The organism is Sphingomonas panaciterrae (genome assembly GCF_036890205.1).
In the GTDB taxonomy this organism is placed as follows: Bacteria; Pseudomonadota; Alphaproteobacteria; order Sphingomonadales; family Sphingomonadaceae; genus Sphingomonas; species Sphingomonas panaciterrae.
Genome location: NZ_JAKNQR010000002.1, coordinates 465,387 through 489,161, shown reverse-complemented (window position 1 = coordinate 489,161; position 23,775 = coordinate 465,387). Strand labels below are relative to the sequence as shown.

Sequence of the window (23,775 nt, the reverse complement as noted above, 5' to 3'; positions counted from 1 at the left end):
CGCGCCCGACCTCACCAACCATCAGACCCAAGGATCGCTTATGATGCGCATTGCCAGCCTGTTGTTGAGCGCGACCGCGCTGTTGCCCGTCGCCGCCCAGGCCCAGGCCCAGGCCCAGGCCCAGGCCCAGGCCCAGGCCCCAGCACAGGTACAGGCACAGGCACAGGCCCAGGCTCTGGCAACGGCGCTGCCCGATGCGCAGCGTGGCGCGATCATCGCCAATGTCGACGGCCGCGGCGATGCGCTGGCCGCCACCGCCAAGGCGATCTGGGACCTGTCGGAGGTCGGCTATCAGGAGACGAAAAGCTCCGGGTTGCTTCAGGCGCAGCTGAAGAAAGGTGGCTTCACCGTGACGCCGGGTGTGGCGGGGATGCCGACCGCGTTCGTCGCCTCGTTCAAGAACGGCCAGGGCCCGGTGATAGCGGTGCTGGCGGAATTCGACGCGCTGCCGGGCCTCGCGCAGACCACCGCGCCCGAGAAGCAGGTGATCCCCGGCAAGGTTGCCGGCCATGCCTGCGGCCACAACATCTTCGGCGCGGCGAGCGTCACGGCGGCGCTGGCGATCAAGGACTGGATGGTCGCCAACAAGGTGGCGGGCGAGCTGCGCATCTACGGCACCCCGGCCGAGGAAGGTGGCTCGGGCAAGGTCTATATGGTCCGCGCGGGGCTGTTCGACGATGTCGATGCGACGCTTCACTGGCATCCGGGCGATTCCAACAGCGTCAGCGTGGGCAAGAGCCAGGCGAATATCTCGGGCAAGTTCCGTTTCCGCGGGCTCAGCGCGCACGCCTCGGCTGCCCCCGACAAGGGCCGTTCCGCGATGGACGGCGTCGAGGTGATGAACGTCGCGGTCAATTACCTGCGCGAACATATCCCGATGTCGACGCGCATCCATTATGTCGTGACCAATGGCGGCGAGGCGCCCAATGTCGTGCCCGACTTTGCCGAGAGCTATTATTACGTCCGCCATACCGATCCCGCGGTGGTCAAATCGGTGATGGCGCGGGTGCAGAAGGCCGCCGAGGGCGCGGCGATCGCGACCGGCACGACGCAGGAGTTCGAGGCGACCGGCGGCGTCTATTCGATGCTTGGCAACGATACGCTGGCGGCCGTGATGCACCGCAATCTCGCCGCGGTCGGCGCGCCGAAATGGACCCCGCAGGAACGCGAATGGGCCGCCACGATCCAGAAGACGCTGCCGGCGCAGAAGCCGCTGACCAGCGCGGCCGAGGTCGGTGAGATCTGGCGCGGCGATGGCGGCGGATCGACCGACGTGTCGGATATCAGCTGGGTCACGCCGACCGTCGGTCTTGGCACGGCGACCTGGGTGCCGGGCACGCCGGCGCACAGCTGGCAGGCGGTCGCCGCATCGGGCAATTCGATCGGCGCCAAGGGCGGCGTGGTCGCGGCCAAGACGATCGCGCTGACCGCGGCCGAGCTGTTCCGCAGCCCGCAGGTGCTGGCCGAGGCCAAGGCGGAGTTGGTGAAGCTGCGCGGTGCCGACTGGAAATATGAGGCGCTGCTGGGCGATCGTGCGCCGGCGCTCGATTATCGCAAGCCGATGGCGGCGGCCGCAGGCGCGGAATAAACCTGGCGGGTGTTCGGTTTGCCGCTTGGCTTCCTCGGCGGCACTCTCCGTTCATGTCGGCACGTGCCGCTGGACGGGGGCGCCGCGCCGCGTGAATTGAGTTGGCGCGTTTGGCGCCATGCTGCCCGCGCTAAACGCGCTTCCTTCCGAAAACCGGAAAGCGTGCTGCCTCGCCATAGTCGATCTCGTCCGTGGCACCCTTCAATTTCGTCATGTCTTCTTCCGAAATGACGAAATCGACGTCGGCATTGTCACGCAGGTGGATGATGTTGGCCGTCTTGGGCAACGGAACGAGATCGAGCTGCAGGCAGTAGCGAATGCATAATTGCGCGACGGTGACGCCGTAATCGTCCGCCATGGCCGCCAGCTTGCTGCTCTGCAGTGCAGCCCCGTGCGCGACGGGGGAATAGGCTTCGACCAGGATGTTGCGGGCGCGGCAATAGTCGATCAGGTCGAACGGCGTATTGCCGACATGGGCAAGCACCTGATTGACCATCGGTGCTACGGATCCGAATTCGATGAGGTTGTCGAGATCAGCGGGTTCGAAGTTCGACACGCCGATCGCGCGCAGGGTGCCACTGGCATAAACCTCTACAAGTGCGCGCCATGCTTCCAGATTGCCTTCGAAAAAGCGCTCGTCTTCGCGAAAGGCGGCCCATGGTTGCGGGCTGTGGATCAGCATCAGGTCGATATATTCGAGGCCCAGGGCGTCCAGCGACCCATAGATTCTCTCGCGGGCATCTTCGAAGGTCTTGCACTCGGCGACGAGCTTGGTCGTGACGAAAAGCCGCTCGCGCTCCACGCCGCTCTCGCGGATGCCTTGGCCGACGCAACGCTCGTTCTCATAGGCCTGCGCCGTGTCGATGAGGCGGTAGCCCATCGCAATGGCATCATGGACCACCCGGGCCGCGTCGTCATTGGGGATCTGCCAGGTGCCAAGGCCCAGCCGCGGAATGTGGTTGCCGTTGGCGAGGACGGCGGTTTCGTCGAGTAGCATGTCTCTCACCTGTTATCTGGCCCCGTGCGACACTCCGACGTGCACGATCGGCGCCGCGACCATCATCGGTTTCTGCTCCGTTGTAGATGCGGGTTTCCACTTGGGTCAGCCGCCCGCCTTAGCGCCGCGGCATGGACGCCTAGCGGCGGGCTTATCTGCGATCGATCGCGGGCAGCGCGGCGATGAAATTGTTGAGCTCGCGCCGCCGTCCTGTCTCGTCGGCAAATTCGCCATTCACGCCCAGCATCCAGCGCAGCGACCGTGACTGAGGCGCGTAGTGCAAGCGTTCCAGCAGGACGGACCGGCCCTCCACGTCCTCCTCCTGCTCGGCAAGGCCGGCCTCGATCAGCGTCGCTGCCTGCCGGCGCAGGGCAACGGCAATTTCGCGCAGAGAGAGTTCGGGGTGATACTGGACGCCCCAGAAGATACCGCGTTCGTGGCTGATCTCGGCGGCCTGCACGTTGGTCACGTCGTTGCCGGCGAGATGGATCCCGCCCTCGGGAAGCCGCTCGACCTCGTCGGTGTGTACCGCTGGCGCATCCCAAGTGGGCGCGCGGCCATGCAGCAGGAGATGGTCATGTCCTGCGGCCGTGCGGGTGATGCGGCGCGAGATGGCGGCTTCCATGCGCTGCGGCATGGGGCGCACGCTGCCGCCCGCGGCGGCCACGGCAACCTGCAGGCCGGCGCAAGAACCAAAAGACGGAGTGCCCGCACGGAACACGGCGTGCATGAAGTCCAACTGACGCTCGACGGCGGGAGTCTTCTGGTAAACGTGCAGCGGCGAGCCGGAGAGGAACACCGCATCATAGCGTTTCAGCTCGTCCGGCCGGAATGAGGGGGCGCCCTCATCGGCAGGCTCGACCAACTCGATCGAACAGCCCGGTGCGAGCTGGCGCAGCGTTGCGGCGTATGTCTCTCCAGCGCTCTTGCCGACATAGCGGCGCCGCGCTTCACGCTCTTCGGGAGTTTCGCTTTCTGCGACGAGGAAGTGGTTCAACGTGCGGCCCGGATGATTGAGCCGGGATAACGCATGAAAGCCAAGATGGGCCCGTGGCTGGCGATGCCGGCGGCGGCTGGGTGAACCCAGCCGCCCTTTCGGATCACTCCTGGATCAATCAGCGATAGCGGCGATCGTAATAATAGCCCGGCCGGCCATAATAGGCGCGCGCACGCTCGGCACGGTAATGGCGATAGGCACGCGTCCGCTCGGCGCGGTAATTGCGATAGCCCCGCGGATCGCGATAGCCGCGATAGGCGCGCTGGTTATAGTATCGCCGCGGACTTTTCTTGTAGTGACGGCGGTCACCACGATAATGGCGATGAGCGCGGTCGCCGCCGCGATACGACTGGGCTTGCGCCTCGGTCGTGGTGACGACGCTTACACCAACTCCGGTGAACGTCATGGCGAGGGCAGCAAAGAGCCCCGTGAGCTTGTTACGCATCTACACGTCTCCTGGCGCTTGAGGCGCCTGTTGAGGGAACGGGCACGGGGAGGCCATCGTTCCGGGCAGGAGAACAGTGCCTTTCGGCAGACGGGCACGAATGTGCGACGAGCGGGGCGGCACGGTGCGCCCGCGCCGCTCATCGGCGTATGCCGGAAAACCGGCTATCTGGGAGATGATGGAAAGTTAAATGGTCGGGGAAAGAGGATTCGAACCTCCGGCCCCTGCGTCCCGAACACAGTGCTCTACCAGGCTGAGCTATTCCCCGACCAGGGTGCCAACCGGCAGGTGCCGGTGACAGGCGGCGGCTTATATCAACGAAATTTTGCGGGGCAAGAGGCTAAATTTGCGGGGCTGAACGAACGTGTTTTGGCTCGTTCGGCCGGGTGTTCAGCGCGCCGCGGTGGCGGGATGCTTTGGCATTGGGCGTGGGAGGTGCTAACGCGCGCGGCACTCACTCAAGCTGGCAGAATTTCGTGGCGACCGAGCTTTCCAAGATCCGTAACTTCTCGATCATTGCCCATATCGATCATGGCAAGTCGACGCTGGCCGACCGGCTGATCCAACGTACCGGGGGGCTGACCGACCGCGAGATGTCGGCGCAAGTCCTTGATAACATGGAGATTGAAAAGGAGCGCGGGATCACCATCAAGGCGCAGACGGTGCGCCTGGAGTGGAAGGGCCATGTCCTGAACCTGATGGACACGCCGGGGCACGTCGACTTCGCCTATGAAGTGAGCCGCAGCCTCGCCGCGTGCGAGGGCGCGTTGCTGGTGGTGGACGCGGCGCAGGGCGTCGAGGCGCAGACGCTGGCGAACGTGTACCAGTCGATCGAGCATGACCATGAGATCGTGCCCGTCATCAACAAGATCGATCTGCCCGCGGCCGAACCGGAAAAGGTGAAGGCCGAGATCGAGGAAGTGATCGGGCTCGACGCGAGCGGCGCGGTGCTCGCCAGCGCCAAATCGGGCATTGGCATCGAGGAAATCCTGGACGCGGTGGTCGAGCGGATCCCGGCGCCAAAGGGCGATCCCAACGCGCCGCTGAAGGCGATGCTGGTCGACAGCTGGTACGACCCGTATTTGGGCGTGGTCATCCTGGTGCGGGTGATCGACGGGACGCTGAAGAAGGGCCAGCAGGTCACCTTCATGCAGGCGGGCACGCAGCATCTGGTGGACCGCGTGGGATGTTTCCGTCCCAAGATCGAGCAATTGGCGGACCTGGGGCCGGGCGAGATCGGCTTCATCACCGCGCAGATCAAGGACGTGGCGCAGGCGCGCGTCGGCGACACGCTGACCGATGCGAAGAAGCCCGCGGCCGCGCCGCTGCCGGGCTTCAAGGAAGTGCAGCCGGTGGTGTTCTGCGGGCTGTTCCCGGTGGACGCCAACGATTTCGAGAAACTGCGCGAATCGATCAGCAAGCTGCGCCTCAATGACGCATCGTTCAGTTTCGAGATGGAGACGAGCGCGGCGCTGGGCTTTGGCTTCCGCTGCGGCTTCCTGGGGCTGCTCCACCTGGAGATCATCCAGGAGCGGCTGACGCGCGAATATGACCTGGACCTGATCACCACCGCGCCGAGCGTGGTGTATGAGATCGAGCTGACGCACGACGGCGGCATGATCGAGCTGCACAACCCGGCCGACATGCCCGATCCCAACAAGATCGCGATGATCAGCGAACCGTGGATCGAGGCGACGATCTACGTCCCCGACGAATACCTCGGCAGCATCCTGAAGCTGTGCCAGGACCGCCGCGGCATCCAGAAGAACCTGACCTACGTCGGCGGGCGCGCGCAGGTGACGTACGAACTGCCGCTGAACGAAGTGGTGTTCGATTTCTATGACCGGCTGAAGAGCATCAGCCGCGGCTATGCCAGTTTCGACTATCACCAGATCGGCTATCGCGAGGGCGACCTGGTCAAGATGAGCATCCTGGTGAACAACGAGCCGGTCGATGCGCTGAGCATGATCGTCCACCGCGGCACCGCGGAGACACGCGGGCGCGGCATGTGCGAGCGGCTGAAGGACCTGATCCCGCGCCACATGTTCAAGATCCCGATCCAGGCGGCGATCGGCGGCAAGGTGATCGCGCGCGAGACGATCGCGGCGCTGCGCAAGGACGTGACCGCGAAATGCTATGGCGGTGACGCGACGCGCAAGCGCAAGCTGCTGGAGAAGCAGAAGGAAGGCAAGAAGCGCATGCGGGAATATGGCTCGGTGAGCATCCCGCAGGAGGCGTTCATTGCAGCGTTGAGGATGGGCGACGACGCCTGATTTTAGCGCGGCATCGCCGCGCTAAAATCAGCAAAGCGTCGCGCCCGGCCGACGACCGCCCGGGCCCACCGGGCGTGTCGATCGACGACGCGGCTTTGCCGCGGCGGACCTAGAAAAGCGAGTCTCTAGCGCACGACAATTGCGCCTCTTTTCGCCTTCGAATTACAAATCTTATCTATCTGGCAATGGCGGCCGATTGGGGCCACAAATGGCGCGCAGCCGCACCCGCGACTGAAACCTTGGCAAGGTACTGAGCGGTACAACGTGGACGATCACGAAGAACTCAATCAAGAGAAAATTGAAAAGATGCGCGCATCACGTGTCTTCTGTTTTGTGGATGATGCTCAGATAAATGGCTTCGATCGCGCCTACATGGTAATGATGAATGAGTTGCGCAAGCGTCAGACAGAAATGTTCATCGACGAGAACAACGTCCTCCAGTATATTCATGGCGGTAACTGGGTACGCCCTGGCCACGATGATGACGACGCGCCGGCCATGCAGACTCTCTCAAGTGAGTGGACCATTCCATTTGTAGCGTTAGCCGACAATGATCTGACACTGATAGAGGCCGGTCTGTCAAAGAATGTCGAAGAACTGAGTGGTCAGTTTATTCGCTCTATATATAGCGTTGTCGGTGCAGCGGCCGAAAAAGTTGGTAACATCGTCAGCAATAAAGATACTGGTTCTAGTGCTCAAAGTCTTTTAGAAATGCTCAGGAAGATTGAATTCGGTGTGGATCGTGACGGCAAGGTTTCGTTTCCACAAATCCACGTCGGTCCCGACATGGGCGAGAAGCTTTTAGCGGAGCTAGAGGCGCAACCGCCCGAGTTCGGCGAAGAGGTCGAACGCGTGAAAGCGGAGCGTATGGCGCTTGCGCTACAAAAGGAAGCCGAGCGTAAAGCAAAGTTTAAGGCCCCGCGATGAACCGCGTTTTGCTAGCCATCGGCTGCAACAAGTACGACCACTTGGGGCCGTTAGGCGGGGCTGAGCAAGACGCGCAGAAACTTTTCGAATTGCTCATCAATCCGCAAATTGGTGACTACGATCCGGCCACGTCTCGCATCCTGTTGTCGCCAACTGCAGACGAAGTGAAAGACGCGCTCAAGGAGATACTGTTTGGCGGGTGCCCGCCTGAAACGCTCACGATCACTTTTGCCGGACACGGCGGTGTGACGGCCGGTAGCTTTTACATGGCCACACGTGAGTCTCGGCCTAATGCCCTCTCGGCCACCAGTTTTGCGCTTGCAGACCTGTTCCGCATGATCGCTGAGGCCGGCCCTCAACAGGCCTACATAATCATTGATGCGTGTGAGGCGGGTGGCCTGACTGCAGACCTCAACGTGATTCTTAAAGCCGATCTGATCGGTAAGTTTGGAACGCCGGGCATTTCCTTGTTGGCTACTGCCGCATCGGACGAGGGCGCGGGTGAAAACGAAGAGGGCGGCTTCGGCACTTCCGCCGTCCTAGCCTGCATTAATGGCGACGTGGTGTTGCAAGATACGTCAGCGGTGCTCGATCTGGTCGAGATCGGCCGAGCCGTATCCACGCGAGTAAGGATGGCGGGCGGACAGACCCCGGTCGTGTGGGGCCTGAATCTGTACGGCCCACCGAGCTTCTGCAAAAACCCGCATGCTGGCACTGGGAATGCCCCGCTGAAAAGTTTGTTGGCCGCGTGGCCGGCACCGGAAAGTGCAAAGGAGATCAAGGCGCTCATTGCAAATCTATGGGAGCCTTACGTTACCCTCACAAAAAAATGGGATGCTAGAGCCTTCGTCGAACGGCTGAGGCCGGCCTTCAACAGCCTGAGAAACTCTCCCGAGGCGCTTAGCACATTTGCCCGAAGGATCGCCGACGATTTCGGTGCGCAAGCGGCAACCGCTAAAGACATGTTTCGCGAAATCGAGGTCCGTGCAGCCTGCGCCGTTGCACTATTGCCTTACCTTGGCAGTCCTGAGGTGGATCAAGAAGTCGAAGCAATGAGTGCTGCGGTCGCGCGACTTGTTAATAGCGTGCTCACTGATATTGTTACATCAATAGATGAATTCAAATTCGCACTAACTAATGATGGCTTGGTAGAACTTTATCGCTTGCCGATTAAGCTCACCCGTCTGCTTGGATGGGCCGGATACGTCTTCCACACGTGTGTTGCGGTTGGTGAAGCGGACGATAGCGCGAGATCGCTGCTGGCTAATCTATCTGCTCGGTTGTTTAAGACCTACGCCCTGTCTCTTGTGTCCATGAATGACGAGCAGGCAGCCCACGCGGCGATCGTGCTCACCGCAATGAGCGCGAGCGGCCTTAAGGAAGAGGGCGAACAGCTCGTAGGCCATCTTTTCTTGTCTGCGATCATGTGCGGCGGGCGACTGGCCAATCGCTTTATCGAACCGGATAAGACGCTCGCCTATCTCCTCGCTCGGCATAGGGGGACGCTGGAAAAGCAGCTCGACCTGGTGGCTCAGCCAACGGAGTTGGTAGCCGTGCTCCTCAGAGCCGCTCCTCTGTTTGATCTCGCGGATGAGTTCGACGAATCTCTCATCCATTTGGACCATCTGTCCATCAATGCCTACCTACCTGACAACTATCTAGAATTCGGCGCGAGGCGCATCGAGGCAGGCATTAATGCCACCTTCCAAATCGGTCACACGGTGTGGACGGTCGAAGATATTGAAAATGCATGGCCGGAATTTCCGCAACCTAGCTCTTTAGCTGAGGGATTGGCAGCAATGCTGAGTTCTCTGATCTTCAACGACCGCGTGCCGTGGTTTCTGTTCCCGTCAAAACATTGGAAATCGCTGCCTGACGGCAGCGCACGCGGTCGCTTGATGAACAAGCTTTCACCCGCCCCTCAACCCGCGTCGTCGACCGACGCGCCCGGCACCGCCGAGCAATCGTCGGCCGCTCGCGTCCGCGCCACTCGCCAAGCCCCGCTCACCGCCCGGAAGCGGCCTTAAACGCCGCCCACGTCTCCTCCTTCGCTGACGCCTCCCACACCGCCTGCGACTCCGCGATCCGCCTCTGCGCTTCCGCCCGCGCGTGCTGGCGCTCCCGCGCATTATCCCCCTGCTGGTTCATGTTCGTGTACGGCAGGAAGTCGCGCAGATCGATCGGCGGGCGGGGTGGCTCGCCGGCGGCTTCCCAGATCTCGCGGCGCATGTCGTCCAGGATGCGGGTGAGCGGGCCGCAGTTGATCTCCCGCGAGTACATGTCGTCGCGGTTTCCGCTGACGGTGTGCATGTCGATGATGTCCATGCGCTTGCCGCAGCCTTCGAGGATCAGCTCGAAGAAGTTGAGCTGGCGCAGGTAGAAATCGGCGGCGGCCCAATCGCCGGCGAGGCGCTCGCGGCGCTCGGCCTGCACCTTGATCTGATAGGTGCGCATGAGGTGGACGAGAAATTCCTCGTTGCTCTGCTTGGCGGCCTCCGCCTCGGCGAAGGCGCGGCGGGCGGCGGTTTCCTCGCGCTCGCGGCAGACGGGGCATTGCTGCGCCGCCTCGCGCGCGATCGTCTCGGGATGCCTGGTGCCGGGGGCGAGCGCGGAGGTGCCGTAGCGATCGGGCAGGTGGTGCTTCAGCATGAACATCAGCAGGCGGTCATTGTACCAGCGGCGCTCGCCGACCTGCTCGCCCTTGTGGAAGACGGGGATGGGGACGCCCTCCACCGCGCGCTCCATGGCGATATCGGTGAGGCGCTGGACGCCGCTGGCGAGCGCGGCCTCCCATGCCGCACGGAAGCTGTTGGCGCCGGGGTGCAGGCGCATCTGGTACGCGCCCTCCGTGGTCTTGCCGATGCGGCGGGCGGCAGCCTTTACCGATCCGGTTTCGGCGAGCGCGCGGATGAAGCCGCGCTGCCGCTCCGCCGTCCAGCCATCGTGGCGGGCGCGGCGGGGGACGGGGGTGAAGGCGAGCGGGTCGGGCGCCGCGGGGTTGGGCTGCGCCGGGGGCGGGCTGGGAAGGGCTGGCTGCATGTCGCGGAACGTAGCGCGAACATGCAGCCGTAGGACAGAGGGGCCGGGGAGGGGCGGGAGGGCCGGTCAGCCCTCCAGCGATACCTCCGCGCTCATCAGTTTCGGGAAGAAGCCCTCGTGCGCGTCGCGCAGCGTGTCGAGCGTGACGACATCGTCGCGGTCGGGCCGCTCGAAGATCAGGCGCTTGCCGCCGGTGCGGCCCATCGGCTCCGCTTCCACGCCGGCCTCGAGCGCGGCCTGGAGGAAATCGGCCAGCGCGTGATCGTGGACGGTGACGATGTAGACGCCCTGATCCTCGCCGAAGAAGGAATGCGCGCAGTCGAACGGCTGCTTGCGGTCGATGATCGCGCCGATGTTGCCGGCGAGCGCCATTTCGGCGAGCGTGACGGCGATGCCGCCATCCGAGACGTCGTGGACGGCGGAGAGCTGACCCAGGTCGATGGCGTGGCGGATGAGATCGCCGGTGGCCTTTTCCTTGTCGAGGTAGACGCGGGGCGGGGGGCCTTCCTCACGGCCGTGGACTTCACGGAGCCAGAGCGACTGGCCGAGATCGCCGCGGCGGGTGCCGACCGCCAGGATGACGTCGCCCGCGCCCTTGAAGGCGATGGTGGCGCTCTTGGTCCAGTCCGCCATCAGGCCGACGCCGCCGATCGCGGGGGTGGGGAGGATCGCCGAACCGCCGCCGGTCGCCTTCGATTCATTGTAGAGCGAGACGTTGCCGGAGACGATCGGATAGTCGAGCGCGCGGCACGCCTGCGCCATGCCATCGAGGCAGCCGACGATCTGGCCCATGATCTCCGGGCGCTGCGGGTTGGCGAAGTTGAGGCAGTTGGTGATCGCGAGCGGCTTTGCGCCGACCGCGGTGAGGTTGCGCCAGGTCTCGGCGACGGCCTGCTTCCCACCCTCGACCGGGTCGGCGTAGCAATAGCGCGGGGTGCAATCGGTGGTGATCGCCAGCGCCTTGTCGGTGCCGTGGACGCGCACCACCGCGGCGTCGCCGCCCGGGCGCTGCACCGTGTCGGCGCCGACCATGTGGTCATACTGCTCCCAGATCCAGCGGCGGCTGGCGATGTCGGGCGAGCCCATCAGCGTGACGAGATCGGCTGCGATGTCCTTGCACTCCGGCACGTCGACCAGCGCCTTGGCCGGCGGGGTGGGGACGTGCGGGCGATCGTAGAGCGGGGCCTCGTCGGCGAGCGGGGCGAGCGGGATGTCGCAGACCGTGTCGCCCTTCCACTTAAGCACCATGCGGCCCGTGTCGGTGACATGGCCGATGACGGCGAAGTCGAGTTCCCACTTGCGGAAGATCGCCTCGGCGAAGGCCTCGCGGCCCGGCTTCAGCACCATCAGCATGCGCTCCTGCGATTCGGAGAGCATCATCTCGTAGGGCGTCATGCCCTCTTCGCGCTGCGGCACGTCGTCCATGATCAGTTCGATGCCGACGCCGCCCTTGGACGCCATCTCGACGCTGGAGGAGGTGAGGCCGGCGGCGCCCATGTCCTGGATTGCGACGATCGCGTCGGAGGCCATCAGCTCGAGGCAGGCCTCGATGAGCAGCTTTTCGGTGAAGGGATCGCCGACCTGAACCGTCGGGCGCTTCTCCTCGGCATCCTCGCCGAAATCGGCCGAGGCCATGGTGGCCCCGTGGATGCCGTCGCGGCCGGTCTTGGAGCCGACATAGACGATCGGATTGCCGATGCCGCTGGCGGCGGAATAAAAGATCTTGTCCTGATCGGCGACGCCGACCGTCATCGCGTTGACGAGGATGTTGCCGTCATAGGCGGGGTGGAAGTTCACCTCGCCGCCCACGGTGGGGACGCCGACGCAATTGCCATAGCCGCCGATGCCATGGACCACGCCCGAGATCAGGTGGCGCATCTTGGGGTGATCGGGACGGCCGAAGCGAAGCGCGTTCATGTTCGCGATGGGGCGCGCGCCCATGGTGAAGACGTCGCGCAGGATGCCGCCGACACCCGTCGCCGCGCCCTGATAGGGCTCGATGTACGAGGGGTGGTTGTGCGATTCCATCTTGAAGATCGCAGCCTGGCCATCACCAATGTCGATGACGCCGGCATTCTCGCCCGGGCCGCAGATCACCCAGGGAGCTTCCGTGGGCAGCTTCTTCAGGTGGATTCGCGACGACTTGTAGGAGCAATGCTCCGACCACATCACCGAGAAGATGCCGAGTTCCACCAGGTTCGGCTCACGGCCGAGCGCATGGAGGACGCGATCATATTCCTCGGGACTAAGGCCGTGCTCGGCGACGACTTCTGGCGTGATGGCGGTCATGCGCGCGCGATAGCGGCCAAGCCCGCCGGTGTCACCAGCCACGCGCAGATCAGCGCCGCAACCGCGTCACCGCCGCTGGCGCCGCCGCCCGATCCGCTGGCGCAGCCGGCCGAGCAGCGGCTTGCGCGCTGACAATGCCTCGAACATCTCGCCCGGCCCTTCGGGATCGAGGATCTTGTTGTCGGCCAGCCATTCCTCGACGCTCGACAGGTCGGGCACCTCATAGGGGATGAGCGTCTTGCCCTGGCCCCGCAGCCGCTCGATCGCGCCGATCAGGCCATGCTGGGCGATAGCGGCGGTTACCTCGGCCGGTTCGACCGCGAGATGCTCGGCGATCAGATCGTCGCGGATTGCGGCGATACGGTCGCCGTCATGTTCGATCGTCACGTCGCATTCGGTGTCGAGCCGGAGCGAGCGATTGTTGAAGTTGGACGAGCCGACGCGGATCACGTCCTCATCGATCACCAGCACCTTGGCGTGGACATAGATCGGCGTGCCGCCGGCGGTGTGCGGATGATACATGCGCAGCCGATTGTGGGTGTCGCGCTGCTTCAGCGCCTGGAACAGCCGCGCGCGGGCGGTATCCATCGCCACCGGCTCCAGCCAGCCCTGCGCCGTGACCGGATTGATGATGACGATCTCGGGGCCATCGGGCTCATCCAGCCGCTTGCCGATCGCCTCGGCGACACGGCGCGAGGCGAAATACTGGCTTTCGGCATAGATCCGCCGCTTCGCGCGGCCGATCAGTTCGAGATAGAGATTCTCGATCTCGCGCACCTCGGGCTGACCGCCGTGATCGGGCTGCGAGCGGGAGATGGCGACGTCGATGTCGCGGAAATCCGGTTCGAGATCCTGCGGCCAGCAATCATTTTCACCGACCGGCGCCGCGATCGGTTCCCCGCCGGCGATTTCCCAGCGAGCGCGACACAGCTCCCCCAGCGCGGTTGCGACGGGGCCCTGCAGCGCAGTGGTGGCATCGTGCCAGGGCGCATTGGCAAAGCCGTTGGGCGACGTGCGATGCGGGTCCTCGTCACGATGCTGGCGGGTGTCCCACCGCTCGTCGGTCATGTCGATGCCGCCGCAAAAGGCGAGGCAATCGTCGATCACCACGATCTTCTGATGATGCGAGGCGCCGATCGGATGATGCGCGTCGAGCTTCAGATGGATCCGCTTTCGCAGGAAACGCCATTTGGTCAGCGTCAGCAGCGTCTTGCCGCGAAACAGCGTCTTCAGCGCCCCCTTGTCCCAGCGCAGGATATAGACGTTCAGGTCCGGCTGGCGCTTCACCAGCCAGTTGATGAACTCGCCCACCTCGGTCGGGACGCCGGGCGGCTCGTTCTTCCACGCCAGCCGGATGCGGGCATCGAAATCCCAGCCGACCAGCAGGATCTGCTTTTGTGCCTTCATCATCGCCGCGCGGGCGAGGCGGAAATAATCATCGGCGTCGACGATCACGGCCGCGCGCGAGGCGCGCTCGACACGCCAGCGGCTCTTCTCGTCGAGCGTCACAGAATGTCGCGAAGCCGCTCGGGCGGGCGGGCCAGCACCACGCCCTTCTCCGTTTCGACCAACGGCCGTTCGATCGTTGCCGGATCGCTGGCCATCAGGTCGAGCGCGGCGGCATCGCTGTCGACCGCCGGCGCATCCTTTCGCAGCGCGTCGCGCGGGGCGATCCCGCCGCGGGCGTAAAGCCGGGCGAGTTCATCGCGCGTCGGCGGTGCCTTCAGATATTCGACCACCGTGACGCTCGCCCCCGCATCCTCAAGCAGCGCGAGCGCCTGCCGGGATTTGGAGCAGCGGGGATTGTGCCAGATCGTCGCCTTCATTGGCCCCGTCTATAGCGTCCGCAGGCGTGGACCAAGCGCGAAGCGACGGGTGCGGCCGACCCAGGTCGCGAGCAGCGCAAGCACGGTGAAAGCGGCCAGCGCGGTGAGCGGCAGCGCGGGGTGGATCGGGTCGACGATGCGGGTCGGCGGCGCCGCGGACCAATCGACCAGTTGCGCCGCCAGCATCGCGGCCGCCAGCGTGACGAGGGCAAGTGTCGCATAACGCCCCGCGGGGCGCGTGCGTCTCACGTACCAGGCGAAGGCGGCGGCGGTCAGCGCCAGCTCCAGCGGGCGGGCGACGAGCGGGGTCGCCCAAAGGCCAAGGCCCAGCTTTGGCGGCTGGCCGGCGAGCGTAAGGTCGGGAAGATGGACCAGCCAGTCGATCGGCCAATGCGACAGCACCACCAGCGCGCCGATCATGGTTGCGTGCCACGGCACATGCGACAGCCGCGCGCCGGCGACCCAGAAGGCGGCAAAGGCCGTCGTGCCGAGCAGGCTGTGCGTATAGGGCATGTGATACAGATCGAGCGAGGTCTGCGCATTGCTGCCGGGCACCAGCCGCAGATGTTCGATGTTGAGCAAGGTCAGCGCGAAGAAGGCGAGATCGACCAATTGGGCGGCGACGAAGAGCGTGCCGAGCCGCGGCGCATGGGGCAGGGCGGCTGCAAGAAGTGCCGGCGCGTAATGGCCGATGAACATGGTTCCTCCCGTCCGTGAGGGGGGAGCCTAGCGCAACGCAATGCGCGCGTCATGTCGAGGGGCGGGCGGTGGCCCCGCGGCGCAGGCATCCATGCGCGGCCGCGGGGAAAGGCGTGACTAGGCCTGCTGCTTGGCCAGCCAGTCCTCCAGCCACTTGATGGTATATTCGCCCTCCTGGAACTCCGGATCGTCCAGCAGCGCCTGGTGGAGCGGGATGGTGGTCTTCATCCCGTCGATGACGAATTCCTCCAGCGCGCGACGCAGGCGGCGAAGCGCGCCCTGGCGGGTGGTGCCATAGACGATCAGCTTGGCGATCATGCTGTCGTAATAGGGCGGCACCTTGTAGCCGGCGTAGAGGCCCGAATCGACGCGCACGTGCATGCCGCCGGGGGCGTGATATTGCTTCACGAGGCCAGGCGAGGGCGCGAAGGTACGCGGATCCTCGGCATTGATGCGGCATTCGATGGCGTGGCCGCGGAAGATGACATCCTCCTGCCGCAGCGTCAGCGGATGCCCCTCCGCGATGCGGATCTGCTCACGAACGAGGTCGAGGCCGGTGATCGCCTCCGTCACCGGATGCTCCACCTGCAGGCGGGTGTTCATCTCGATGAAGTAGAACTCACCGTCTTCCCACAGGAACTCGATCGTGCCGGCGCCGCGATAGCCCATGTCGGCCATCGCCTTGGCGACGATGCCGCCCATCCGCTCACGCTCCTCGGCCGTGATGACGGGCGAGGGCGCCTCCTCCAGCACCTTCTGGTGGCGGCGCTGCAGCGAGCAGTCACGCTCGCCGAGGTGGATGGCATTGCCATTGCCGTCGCCGAACACCTGGAATTCGATGTGCCGCGGATTGCCGAGGTACTTTTCCATGTAGACGGTGGCGTCGCCGAACGCGGCCTTCGCCTCGCTGCCGGCCTGCGCCATCAGCGTGTCCATCATGTCCTCCGACGGCACGACCTTCATGCCGCGGCCGCCGCCGCCCGATGCGGCCTTGATCAGCACCGGATAGCCGATGTCGCGCGCGAGGCGCTTGGCCTCCGCCGAATCGGTCAGCGCGCCGTCCGAACCAGGGACCAGCGGCAGGCCGAGCGCGCCGGCGGTGCGCTTTGCCTCCACCTTGTCGCCCATGGTGCGGATATGCTCGGGCTTGGGGCCGACGAAGATCAGGCCGTGCGCCTCGACGATCTCGGCGAACTTGGCGTTTTCGCTGAGGAAGCCATAGCCCGGGTGGATCGCGTCCGCGCCCGAGATCTCGGCCGCGGAAATGATGTTGGCGATGTTGAGGTAGCTCTCCGCCGCGGACGGCGGGCCGATGCAGATCGCCTCATCCGCGAGGCGGACATGCATGGCGTCCGCATCGGCGGTGGAGTGCACCGCGACGGTCTTGATCCCCATTTCGTGGCAGGCGCGGTGGATACGCAGCGCGATCTCACCACGATTGGCGATCAGGAGCTTCTTGATCTCGGGCATCTTACTCGACGACCACCAGCGGCTGATCAAACTCGACCGGCTGGCCGTTGTCGACCAGGATCGCCTTAACCGTACCGGCGCTGGGCGCGGTGATCGGGTTCATGACCTTCATCGCCTCGACGATCAGCAAAGTGTCGCCAGCCTGCACCTGCTTGCCGATCGCGACGAACGCCGCGGCGCCCGGCTCGGCGGCGAGATAGGCGGTGCCGACCATCGGCGAGCGGACCGCATTGGCAAGCGACGGCTCGGCAGCGGCCGGCTCTGCATGCGGCAGCGCGGCGGTGGCCGACGCCGGTGCCGGCGCGGCAGCAGCGGCGGGCGCCGGTGCGTGGTAAACGGCCGGTGCGGCGGTCACTTCCCGCGCGACGCGGATGCGGCGGTCGCCGTCCTCGACCTCAATCTCGGTGAGCTGCGTTGCGTCGAGCAGCTCGGCAAGCTGGCGGACGAGATCGACGTCGACCTTCATCGCTCCATGTTCCTTATCGCTCATTGCGAGCCCTTCCCTGTAACAGGGCGCGCGCTGTGTCAGAATCGCGCCGCCGCTTCAAGCGCGAGCAGATATGACATCGCGCCGAACCCGGCGATAGTTCCCCGTGCCGCACGCCCCACAAAGGAGACATGGCGAAATTCTTCGCGATTGTGCGGATTGGACAGATGCACCTCGATCACCGGGGTGCGGACGGACTTGATCGCGTCGTAAATCGCGATCGAGGTGTGGGTGAAGGCGCCCGCGTTCAGCAACACGGCGCGGGCGCCCTGAGCCTGCGCCTCGTGCAGCCAGTCGACCAGATGCCCCTCGTGGTTGGACTGGCGCATGTCGATTTCGAGGCCGAGCTCGCGACCGCGATCCTCGAGCTGGCCGGCGATATCGTCCAGCGTGTCATGGCCGTAGATCTCCGGCTCACGCGTGCCGAGCAGGTTCAGGTTCGGCCCGTTCAGGACATAGACGAGAGGCAAAGGCGGCTCCTTCCTTGAACGCCATGTGCGCCAAGCCTAGGTGGAAGGCAAATCACCCCGCCTGCCAGGACGATGGGGCGCGCAGCCCCGCAAAGGATATCATGCCCCACACCGACGGAACCGTATCGATCACCGTGAACGGCGCGCATCGCCGTGTCAGCGCCGGCCTGACCCTGGCGCAACTGGCGACCGAACTCGGGCTGGTGCCCGAGAAGGTCGCGGTGGAGCGCAACCTGGAAGTGGTGCCGCGTTCGACTCTCGCGGATGTGTGTGTCGAGGATGGCGACGATATAGAGATCGTCCATTTCGTCGGCGGCGGCGACCATGCTGTATCCGGCGGCGACGACACGTGGAGCGTTGCCGGCAAGACGTTTCGGTCGCGGCTGATCGTCGGCACCGGCAAGTACAAGGATTTCGCGCAGAACGCCGCCGCACTGGAGGCATCGGGGGCGGAGATCGTCACCGTCGCGGTGCGCCGCGTCAATGTCAGCGATCCCAAGGCGCCGATGCTGACCGACTTCATCGATCCCAAGAAGTTCACCTATCTGCCCAACACCGCCGGCTGCTTCACCGCGGACGAGGCGATCCGCACGCTGCGGCTGGCGCGCGAGGCGGGCGGCTGGGATCTGGTGAAGCTGGAGGTGCTGGGCGAGGCGCGCACGCTCTACCCCGACATGCGCGAGACGCTGAAGGCGACCGAGGTCCTGGTGAAGGAGGGCTTCAAGCCGATGGTCTATTGCGTCGATGACCCGATCGCCGCGAAGCAGCTGGAAGATGCGGGCGCGGTGGCGATCATGCCGCTGGGTGCGCCGATCGGATCGGGGCTTGGCATCCAGAACCGGGTGACGATCCGCCTGATCGTGGAGGGCGCAAAGGTGCCGGTGCTGGTCGACGCCGGCGTCGGCACGGCATCCGACGCGGCGGTGGCGATGGAGCTTGGCTGCGACGGCGTGCTGATGAACACTGCGATCGCCGAGGCGAAGGACCCGATCCTGATGGCGGCGGCGATGAAGTCCGCGGTCGAGGCGGGGCGCCTGTCCTATCGCGCCGGCCGGATGGGAATCCGCCGCTACGCCGACCCGTCCTCGCCACTCGCGGGCCTGATCTGATGTCCTGCCCCCGCGCCGCCGCGTCCTGCGGCGCGGGCGGGCCGGTCAGTTGCCCGGACGCTCGCCGCTCGGTTTCCAGGTGATGACCCGGTAGAGATAGCCGGCAATGATCAGCACGGTCAGGCCGATCGCGACCGGCCCGACATAGCGATCAAGCTCCTCGAACCGCCGGCCGAGGAACAGGCCGGCCCCGGCGAGCACGGTGTTCCAGATCGCGCTGCCCACAAAGGTGAACAGCAGGAACTTCCACAGCGGCATCTTCGCCATGCCGGCGGGCAGCGAGATCAGCGTGCGGAAGCTGGGCAGGAAGCGGAAGACGAATACGACCCAATGGCCATGGCGGTGGAAGAAGCGGTTGAGCCGCTCCACATCCTCCCAGTCCATCGTCAGCCATCGCTGGTGCCGGTCGACGAACGGCTTGAACCGCACCACGCCCATGCGGCGCCCGATTTCATACCAGAACATGTTGCCCACGGTGGTGCCCGCGGTGCCCCACAGGATCAGCGGGATCATCGCCATGTCGCCGCGCGCGACGGCGATGCCGCCGAGGCCCATGATCACTTCCGACGGGACGGGCGGCACCACGTTTTCCAGCGCCATCAGCAGGAAGATGCCGATGTAGCCGCCCCAGGCGATCCAATCGATGATGAATTCGGTCATGCGCCTCTGAGAAGATCACCGGTCCATGCAGCACATCTGCCGGTCGGCCATGGCGGGGTGATCTGTCCCGCGCAGGACCAGCCCGGTCGATCGAGCGTGTCGCAGGGGCGAAAGCGCGCGTCCTAGCGGGATCGTTCCGCGATGCGGCGCTCGATCGCGTCCCAGATCAGGCCGGCGACATCGGTGCCGTCGAACCGCTCGATCGCGACGATGCCGGTGGGGGAGGTGACGTTGATCTCCGTCAGCCACTGCCCCGCGATCACGTCGATCCCCACGAAGATAAGCCCGCGTCGCTTCAGCTCCGGCCCCAGCGCGTCGCAGATTTCCCGCTCTCGCGCCGTAAGCTCGGTCTTTTCCGCCGAGCCGCCGACCGCTAGGTTGCTGCGGAACTCGCCCTCACCCGGCAGGCGGTTGATCGCGCCGGCGACCTCGCCATCGACCAGCACGATCCGCTTGTCGCCTTGCGCCACGCCGGGAAGGAAGGCCTGCACCATGTGCGGTTCGCGCCACGTCTGGTTGAACACCTCGATCAGCGCGGAGAGGTTCTCGCCCTCCGGCCCGACGCGGAAGATCGCCTTGCCGCCATTGCCGTGCAGCGGCTTCACGACGATCGCGCCATGTTCCTTCAGGAAGGCGCGCGCCTCATCGAGCGAGCGGGTGACGAGCGTCGGCGGCATGAAGCGCGCATAATCGAGCACGAACACCTTTTCGGGGGCGTTGCGCACGCTCGCAGGATCGTTGACGACGAGCGTGCGGTCCGAGATCCGCTCCAGCAAGTGAGTGGCAGTGATATAGCCGAGATCGAACGGCGGGTCCTGGCGCATCAGGACCACGTCCGCCTCCTCGCCCAGATCGAGGCTGACCGGGGCGCCGGCGGTGAAATGGTCGCCCGCGACCCGCTGCACCGTGACGGGCCGCGCCTTGGTCCACAAGCGGCCGTTGGACCAGTTCAGATCCTCCGCGGCGTAATGGAACAGGCGATGGCCGCGCTGCTGCGCGGAGAGCATCAGGGCGAAGCTGGAATCGCCCGCGATGTTGATCGTTTCGAGCGGGTCCATCTGGACGGCGACGGTCAGGGCCAAGGTGTTCCTCCACACAGGATGCGTGGCGGGAGGTAGGCGCGCGGCGCCGGATTGTCACCCGATCCAGGCATTCTCGATATGGCGCGGCGCGGTGCCGGGGGCGAGCAGGACGACGTCGACGCGGATGTCTTCGCCGTCCAGTGCATAGCGCGGCATCAGATATTCCGCGGCCGCAGCGACGCGTGCCAGCCGGCGCTGGTCGATCGCCATGTCGAGCGCGGCGGCGGTGGCGCGAGTCTTCACCTCGATAAAGGCGATCAGCGCGCCGCGCTTCGCCACCAGATCGACCTCCCCGGCGGGGGTGCGGACGCGCTGGTCGAGGATCTGCCAGCCTTTCAGTCGCAGCCACCATCCGGCGAATCGCTCGCCACGCCGTCCGGCGGCGTCGGCGCGGCGGCGATCGTCGCTGCTGCGGGAGGGCGGGGCGGGCGGCATCAGGCGCAGTGTGGCAGGCGCGCGTGGCTGCGCAAGTGCCGGTCCGCGCCGCGCGATCAGACGGCGGCGCCGAACAGCTTCCCGACCAATGAGGTCAGCGCCATCGCCATCGCGCCCCAGAAGACGACGCGCACGACTGCGCGCATCATGGGGGCGCCGCCGGTGCGCGCGCCGATCGCGCCGAGCAGCGCAAGGAACAGGATCGATCCGATCGCCACGCCCGGTCCTATCGTGGCGAGCGGCAGCGCGGCGGTGAGCGCGAGCGGCAGCGCCGCCCCCACGGTGAAGCTCGCGGCGCTCGCCATGGCAGCGACGACCGGGCGGGCGATCGTCTCGTCAGTGATGTGGAGCTCATCACGGGCGTGCGCCTGAAGTGCGTCATGCGCCATCATCTGCGTGGCGACCGTGCGCGCGGTGGCGGGGTCGACGCCGCGATCGATGTAGATGCCGGTCAGTTCCTGCAGCTCCGCCTCCGGCTGGGTGGCGAGTTCGCGGCGTTCACGCGCAAGGTCCGATTTCTCGGTGTCGGCCTGCGAGCTGACGGAGACATATTCGCCCGCCGCCATCGACATCGCGCCGGCGACCAGCGAGGCGACCCCGGCGGTCAGCACCGCGCCATGGCTCGACCCCGCCGAGGCGACGCCGAGGATCAGGCTGGAGGTGGAGACGATCCCGTCATTGGCGCCCAGCACGGCCGCGCGGAGCCAGCCGACTCGCGTGACAAGATGGCTTTCCTTGTGCGTCCGCATCATGCTGCCTCGCCCATCGCCTGCGCCAGCCCGAGGGCGCAGAAGCGATGCTAGCGCGCCCGGAGGAGGAGGGCGAGGGGTGATGCGCGCGACGCCCTCAGCCCCCAACGAATCGGGAGTGGTCGGTGGCTAGGCGTCCTTCAGCGCGAGGGCCCGGGCGTAGAGTTCCTTGCGATCGAGCCCGAACTTTTTTGCGACCTCTCCGGCAGCCTTGGCGACCGGGAGCCGGGTCAGCGCCTCGACCAATGCGGCGTCGGCATCCTCGGAGCTGGCGGGGGGCGGCTCACCCGGCGGGCCGACGACGATCACGATCTCCCCCTTGGGCGGGGCATCGGCATAGCGCGCGGCAAGGACGGGGAGCGTGCCGGTCACCGCTTCCTCATAGCGTTTGGTGATCTCGCGCGTGACCGCGGCATCGCGATCGCCCAACCCTTCCGCCAGCGCGGCGAGCGTCGCGGCGAGGCGGGGGCCGCTCTCGTACAGCACCAGCGTCGCGCGGATCGCGCCGAGCTCCGCGATCGTCTCGCTGCGCGCCTTTGCCTTGGAGGGCAGGAAGCCGGCAAAAAGGAAGCGGTCGGTGGGCAGGCCGGCGAGCGTCAGCGCGGCGATTGCGGCGCACGGCCCCGGGATGGTGACCACCGCATGGCCGGCGGCGCGGGCATCGCGCACCAGCTTGTAACCGGGATCGGAGATCAGCGGCGTGCCGGCGTCGGACACCAGCGCGACCGCTTCGCTCGCCATGCGGGCGATCAATTGCGGCCGCATCTGATCGGCATTGTGATCGTGATAGGGGACCATCGGGCGCTTCGTCCCGATGTGCCGTAGTAACACAGCTGTAACACGAGTGTCTTCTGCAGCGACTACGGCCGCGCGCGACAGAATATCGGCGGCGCGTGGAGACAGGTCCCCGAGATTGCCGATCGGGGTTGCGACGATGTACAGGCCGGGACTTAGGTTTTCCACGAGGAGTGTCATGGCAGAGGCCGCAACCGTATCGCAACGGGCGAACGTGATCGTTCGTGGAATTCCCGGAGGCGTGTCATCGCCGCGCCGCATCGCCGGCCCGGTGGCTGTCGCGCTCACCGCGCTGCTGGTCTCTGCCTGCTCCACCGTTGTCCCGCGGGGCCCCTCCGCGCCGCCGCCGACCAAGGCGCCGCCGCCCAGCACCCGGCCCGATGTCGGCGTGGAAGCGGGCATCCCGCGCGATACCGCGCGCAATCGGGTCGCGCTGCTCGTGCCGCTGTCGGGCGCCAATGCGGGAGTGGGCAAGAGCCTCGCCAATGCGACGCAGCTGGCGCTGCTCGACACCAAGAACGAGCAGATTCGCGTCACCAACTATGACACGGCGCAAGGCGCCGCAGCAGCCGCCCAGCGCGCGGTGGCGGATGGGGCGCAGCTGATTCTCGGGCCGCTGCTGGCCGATGACGTGCGCGTGGTGGCGCCGATCGCGCGGCGCGCGGGGGTGCCGGTGCTGTCCTTTTCGAACGACGTCAGCGTCGCGGGCGATGGCGTGTACCTGATGGGCTATACCCCGTCGCAGTCGATCGAGCGGGTGGTCGATTATGCGCGCAGCAAGGGGGTCACCAATTTCGGCGGGCTGGTCCCCAACGCGCTTTATGGCACCCGCGCCTCCACCACGTTCCTGCGCGCGGTCGAATCCGCTGGCGGGCGCGTGGTGGCGTTGCAGACCTATGACCGCACCCCCGGCGCGATCGGCGCCGCGGTGACGCGGATGGCCAAGGACGCGCCGTTCGACGGGGTGCTAATCGCCGATTCGGCCGGGACCGCCGCCGCCGCCGTGCCGCTGCTGCGCAAGACCAGCCCGGACATGAAGGTGATGGGCACCGAATTGTGGAACACCGACAGCGGCGTGGCCGCGCGTCCGGCGCTGAACGGCGCATGGTATGCCAGTGTTTCCAATGGTTTGTACCGCCAATATGCGACCAAATATCGCGCCCGCTTCGGCGCCGCACCGTATCGCCTGTCGAGCCTTGGCTATGATGCGGTGCTGCTGACGGCACGCATTGCGCGCGACTGGAAGGTCGGCGCGCCCTTCCCCGAAGCGCGGCTGCGGTCGGGCGAGGGCTTCTCCGGCATCGATGGTGCCTTCCGCTTCGGCCGGGACGGCATCGCCGAGCGCGCGCTGGAAGTTCAGGAAATCCGCAGCGGCAACACTGCCGTCGTGTCACCGGCGCCCGCCAGTTTCGGGCGCTGATCCCTATTCCTCTGTTTC

General features: G+C 65.7%; 22 protein-coding genes and 1 tRNA gene. 6 read left to right on the top strand and 17 right to left on the bottom strand.

Going from position 1 to position 23,775, the window contains the following annotated elements:
- Positions 1 to 40 precede the first annotated feature (40 nt).
- The gene (locus L8F96_RS09310) at positions 41 to 1,588 is read left to right on the top strand and encodes an amidohydrolase (protein WP_334655838.1); all 1,548 of its coding nucleotides are present in this window, start codon (positions 41 to 43) and stop codon (positions 1,586 to 1,588) included.
- Between the two features lie 130 nt (positions 1,589 to 1,718).
- Here the strand turns inward: L8F96_RS09310 and L8F96_RS09305 are convergent, their stop codons facing one another.
- The 4 genes from L8F96_RS09305 to L8F96_RS09290 all read right to left on the bottom strand — a co-directional run bounded on the left by L8F96_RS09305 (position 1,719) and on the right by L8F96_RS09290 (position 4,295).
- Positions 1,719 to 2,585, bottom strand: coding sequence for an aldo/keto reductase (locus L8F96_RS09305; protein WP_334655837.1), 867 nt, complete (start codon positions 2,583 to 2,585; stop codon positions 1,719 to 1,721).
- A 151-nt stretch (positions 2,586 to 2,736) separates the two neighbouring features.
- Entirely contained in the window at positions 2,737 to 3,582 is an 846-nt protein-coding gene (locus tag L8F96_RS09300) for a type 1 glutamine amidotransferase (RefSeq protein WP_136451329.1), read from the bottom strand.
- A 118-nt stretch (positions 3,583 to 3,700) separates the two neighbouring features.
- Positions 3,701 to 4,027 (bottom strand): hypothetical protein, encoded by a 327-nt coding sequence (locus L8F96_RS09295; RefSeq protein ID WP_334655836.1) that lies wholly within the window; start codon positions 4,025 to 4,027, stop codon positions 3,701 to 3,703.
- A gap of 191 nt (positions 4,028 to 4,218) precedes the next feature.
- A tRNA-Pro gene (locus L8F96_RS09290) sits at positions 4,219 to 4,295 on the bottom strand.
- 208 nt (positions 4,296 to 4,503) lie between these two features.
- Between L8F96_RS09290 and lepA the strand changes: the two genes are divergently transcribed.
- The 3 genes from lepA to L8F96_RS09275 all read left to right on the top strand — a co-directional run bounded on the left by lepA (position 4,504) and on the right by L8F96_RS09275 (position 9,254).
- A complete protein-coding gene (gene lepA / locus L8F96_RS09285; protein ID WP_334655835.1) occupies positions 4,504 to 6,300 on the top strand; it encodes a translation elongation factor 4 in 1,797 nt (598 codons plus the stop codon).
- Positions 6,301 to 6,564: 264 nt separating this feature from the next.
- Positions 6,565 to 7,227, top strand: coding sequence for a hypothetical protein (locus L8F96_RS09280; RefSeq protein ID WP_334655834.1), 663 nt, complete (start codon positions 6,565 to 6,567; stop codon positions 7,225 to 7,227).
- Positions 7,224 to 9,254 carry a caspase family protein gene (locus tag L8F96_RS09275; protein ID WP_334655833.1) on the top strand — a complete coding sequence of 677 codons (2,031 nt, stop codon included), beginning with the start codon at positions 7,224 to 7,226 and terminating at the stop codon, positions 9,252 to 9,254. The genes L8F96_RS09280 and L8F96_RS09275 overlap by 4 nt, the downstream gene beginning before the upstream one ends.
- On the opposite strand, the gene L8F96_RS09270 is transcribed toward L8F96_RS09275, so the two are convergent.
- The 8 genes from L8F96_RS09270 to aroQ all read right to left on the bottom strand — a co-directional run bounded on the left by L8F96_RS09270 (position 9,232) and on the right by aroQ (position 17,507).
- A complete protein-coding gene (locus tag L8F96_RS09270; RefSeq protein WP_334655832.1) occupies positions 9,232 to 10,266 on the bottom strand; it encodes a hypothetical protein in 1,035 nt (344 codons plus the stop codon). The genes L8F96_RS09275 and L8F96_RS09270 overlap by 23 nt on opposite strands.
- Before the next feature lie 66 nt (positions 10,267 to 10,332).
- The gene (purL, locus tag L8F96_RS09265) at positions 10,333 to 12,555 is read right to left on the bottom strand and encodes a phosphoribosylformylglycinamidine synthase subunit PurL (protein WP_334655916.1); all 2,223 of its coding nucleotides are present in this window, start codon (positions 12,553 to 12,555) and stop codon (positions 10,333 to 10,335) included.
- Between the two features lie 66 nt (positions 12,556 to 12,621).
- Positions 12,622 to 14,064 carry a phospholipase D-like domain-containing protein gene (locus L8F96_RS09260; protein ID WP_241212636.1) on the bottom strand — a complete coding sequence of 481 codons (1,443 nt, stop codon included), beginning with the start codon at positions 14,062 to 14,064 and terminating at the stop codon, positions 12,622 to 12,624.
- Complete coding sequence (locus tag L8F96_RS09255; protein WP_145119454.1) at positions 14,061 to 14,381, bottom strand: arsenate reductase family protein; 321 nt, start codon at positions 14,379 to 14,381, stop codon at positions 14,061 to 14,063. The genes L8F96_RS09260 and L8F96_RS09255 overlap by 4 nt, the downstream gene beginning before the upstream one ends.
- 9 nt (positions 14,382 to 14,390) lie before the next feature.
- Positions 14,391 to 15,080, bottom strand: coding sequence for a hypothetical protein (locus L8F96_RS09250; protein WP_046411073.1), 690 nt, complete (start codon positions 15,078 to 15,080; stop codon positions 14,391 to 14,393).
- Between the two features lie 117 nt (positions 15,081 to 15,197).
- The gene (gene accC, locus L8F96_RS09245) at positions 15,198 to 16,550 is read right to left on the bottom strand and encodes an acetyl-CoA carboxylase biotin carboxylase subunit (protein ID WP_125945829.1); all 1,353 of its coding nucleotides are present in this window, start codon (positions 16,548 to 16,550) and stop codon (positions 15,198 to 15,200) included.
- Between the two features lies 1 nt (position 16,551).
- Entirely contained in the window at positions 16,552 to 17,040 is a 489-nt protein-coding gene (gene accB, locus L8F96_RS09240) for an acetyl-CoA carboxylase biotin carboxyl carrier protein (protein WP_046411071.1), read from the bottom strand.
- 35 nt (positions 17,041 to 17,075) lie between these two features.
- A complete protein-coding gene (gene aroQ / locus L8F96_RS09235; RefSeq protein WP_334655831.1) occupies positions 17,076 to 17,507 on the bottom strand; it encodes a type II 3-dehydroquinate dehydratase in 432 nt (143 codons plus the stop codon).
- A 101-nt stretch (positions 17,508 to 17,608) separates the two neighbouring features.
- On the opposite strand from aroQ, the gene thiS reads away from it, so the two are divergent.
- Positions 17,609 to 18,616, top strand: a complete 1,008-nt coding sequence (thiS, locus tag L8F96_RS09230; protein ID WP_145120330.1) for a sulfur carrier protein ThiS — start codon at positions 17,609 to 17,611, stop codon at positions 18,614 to 18,616.
- A 45-nt stretch (positions 18,617 to 18,661) separates the two neighbouring features.
- Here thiS and L8F96_RS09225 read toward each other — a convergent pair whose 3' ends face one another.
- From L8F96_RS09225 to rsmI, 5 genes are all read right to left on the bottom strand, one after another.
- Positions 18,662 to 19,276, bottom strand: a complete 615-nt coding sequence (locus L8F96_RS09225; RefSeq protein ID WP_046411068.1) for a DedA family protein — start codon at positions 19,274 to 19,276, stop codon at positions 18,662 to 18,664.
- Between the two features lie 122 nt (positions 19,277 to 19,398).
- Positions 19,399 to 20,358, bottom strand: a complete 960-nt coding sequence (gshB, locus tag L8F96_RS09220) for a glutathione synthase (RefSeq protein WP_125945826.1) — start codon at positions 20,356 to 20,358, stop codon at positions 19,399 to 19,401.
- Positions 20,359 to 20,412: 54 nt separating this feature from the next.
- Positions 20,413 to 20,793, bottom strand: a complete 381-nt coding sequence (locus L8F96_RS09215; protein WP_046411066.1) for a YraN family protein — start codon at positions 20,791 to 20,793, stop codon at positions 20,413 to 20,415.
- Between the two features lie 56 nt (positions 20,794 to 20,849).
- A complete protein-coding gene (locus L8F96_RS09210; protein WP_046411860.1) occupies positions 20,850 to 21,542 on the bottom strand; it encodes a VIT1/CCC1 transporter family protein in 693 nt (230 codons plus the stop codon).
- A gap of 129 nt (positions 21,543 to 21,671) precedes the next feature.
- Positions 21,672 to 22,517, bottom strand: coding sequence for a 16S rRNA (cytidine(1402)-2'-O)-methyltransferase (rsmI, locus tag L8F96_RS09205; RefSeq protein WP_046411065.1), 846 nt, complete (start codon positions 22,515 to 22,517; stop codon positions 21,672 to 21,674).
- Between rsmI and L8F96_RS09200 the strand changes: the two genes are divergently transcribed.
- The gene (locus L8F96_RS09200) at positions 22,516 to 23,757 is read left to right on the top strand and encodes a penicillin-binding protein activator (protein ID WP_334655830.1); all 1,242 of its coding nucleotides are present in this window, start codon (positions 22,516 to 22,518) and stop codon (positions 23,755 to 23,757) included. The two genes, rsmI and L8F96_RS09200, sit on opposite strands and share 2 nt — an antisense overlap.
- Positions 23,758 to 23,775 lie beyond the last annotated feature (18 nt).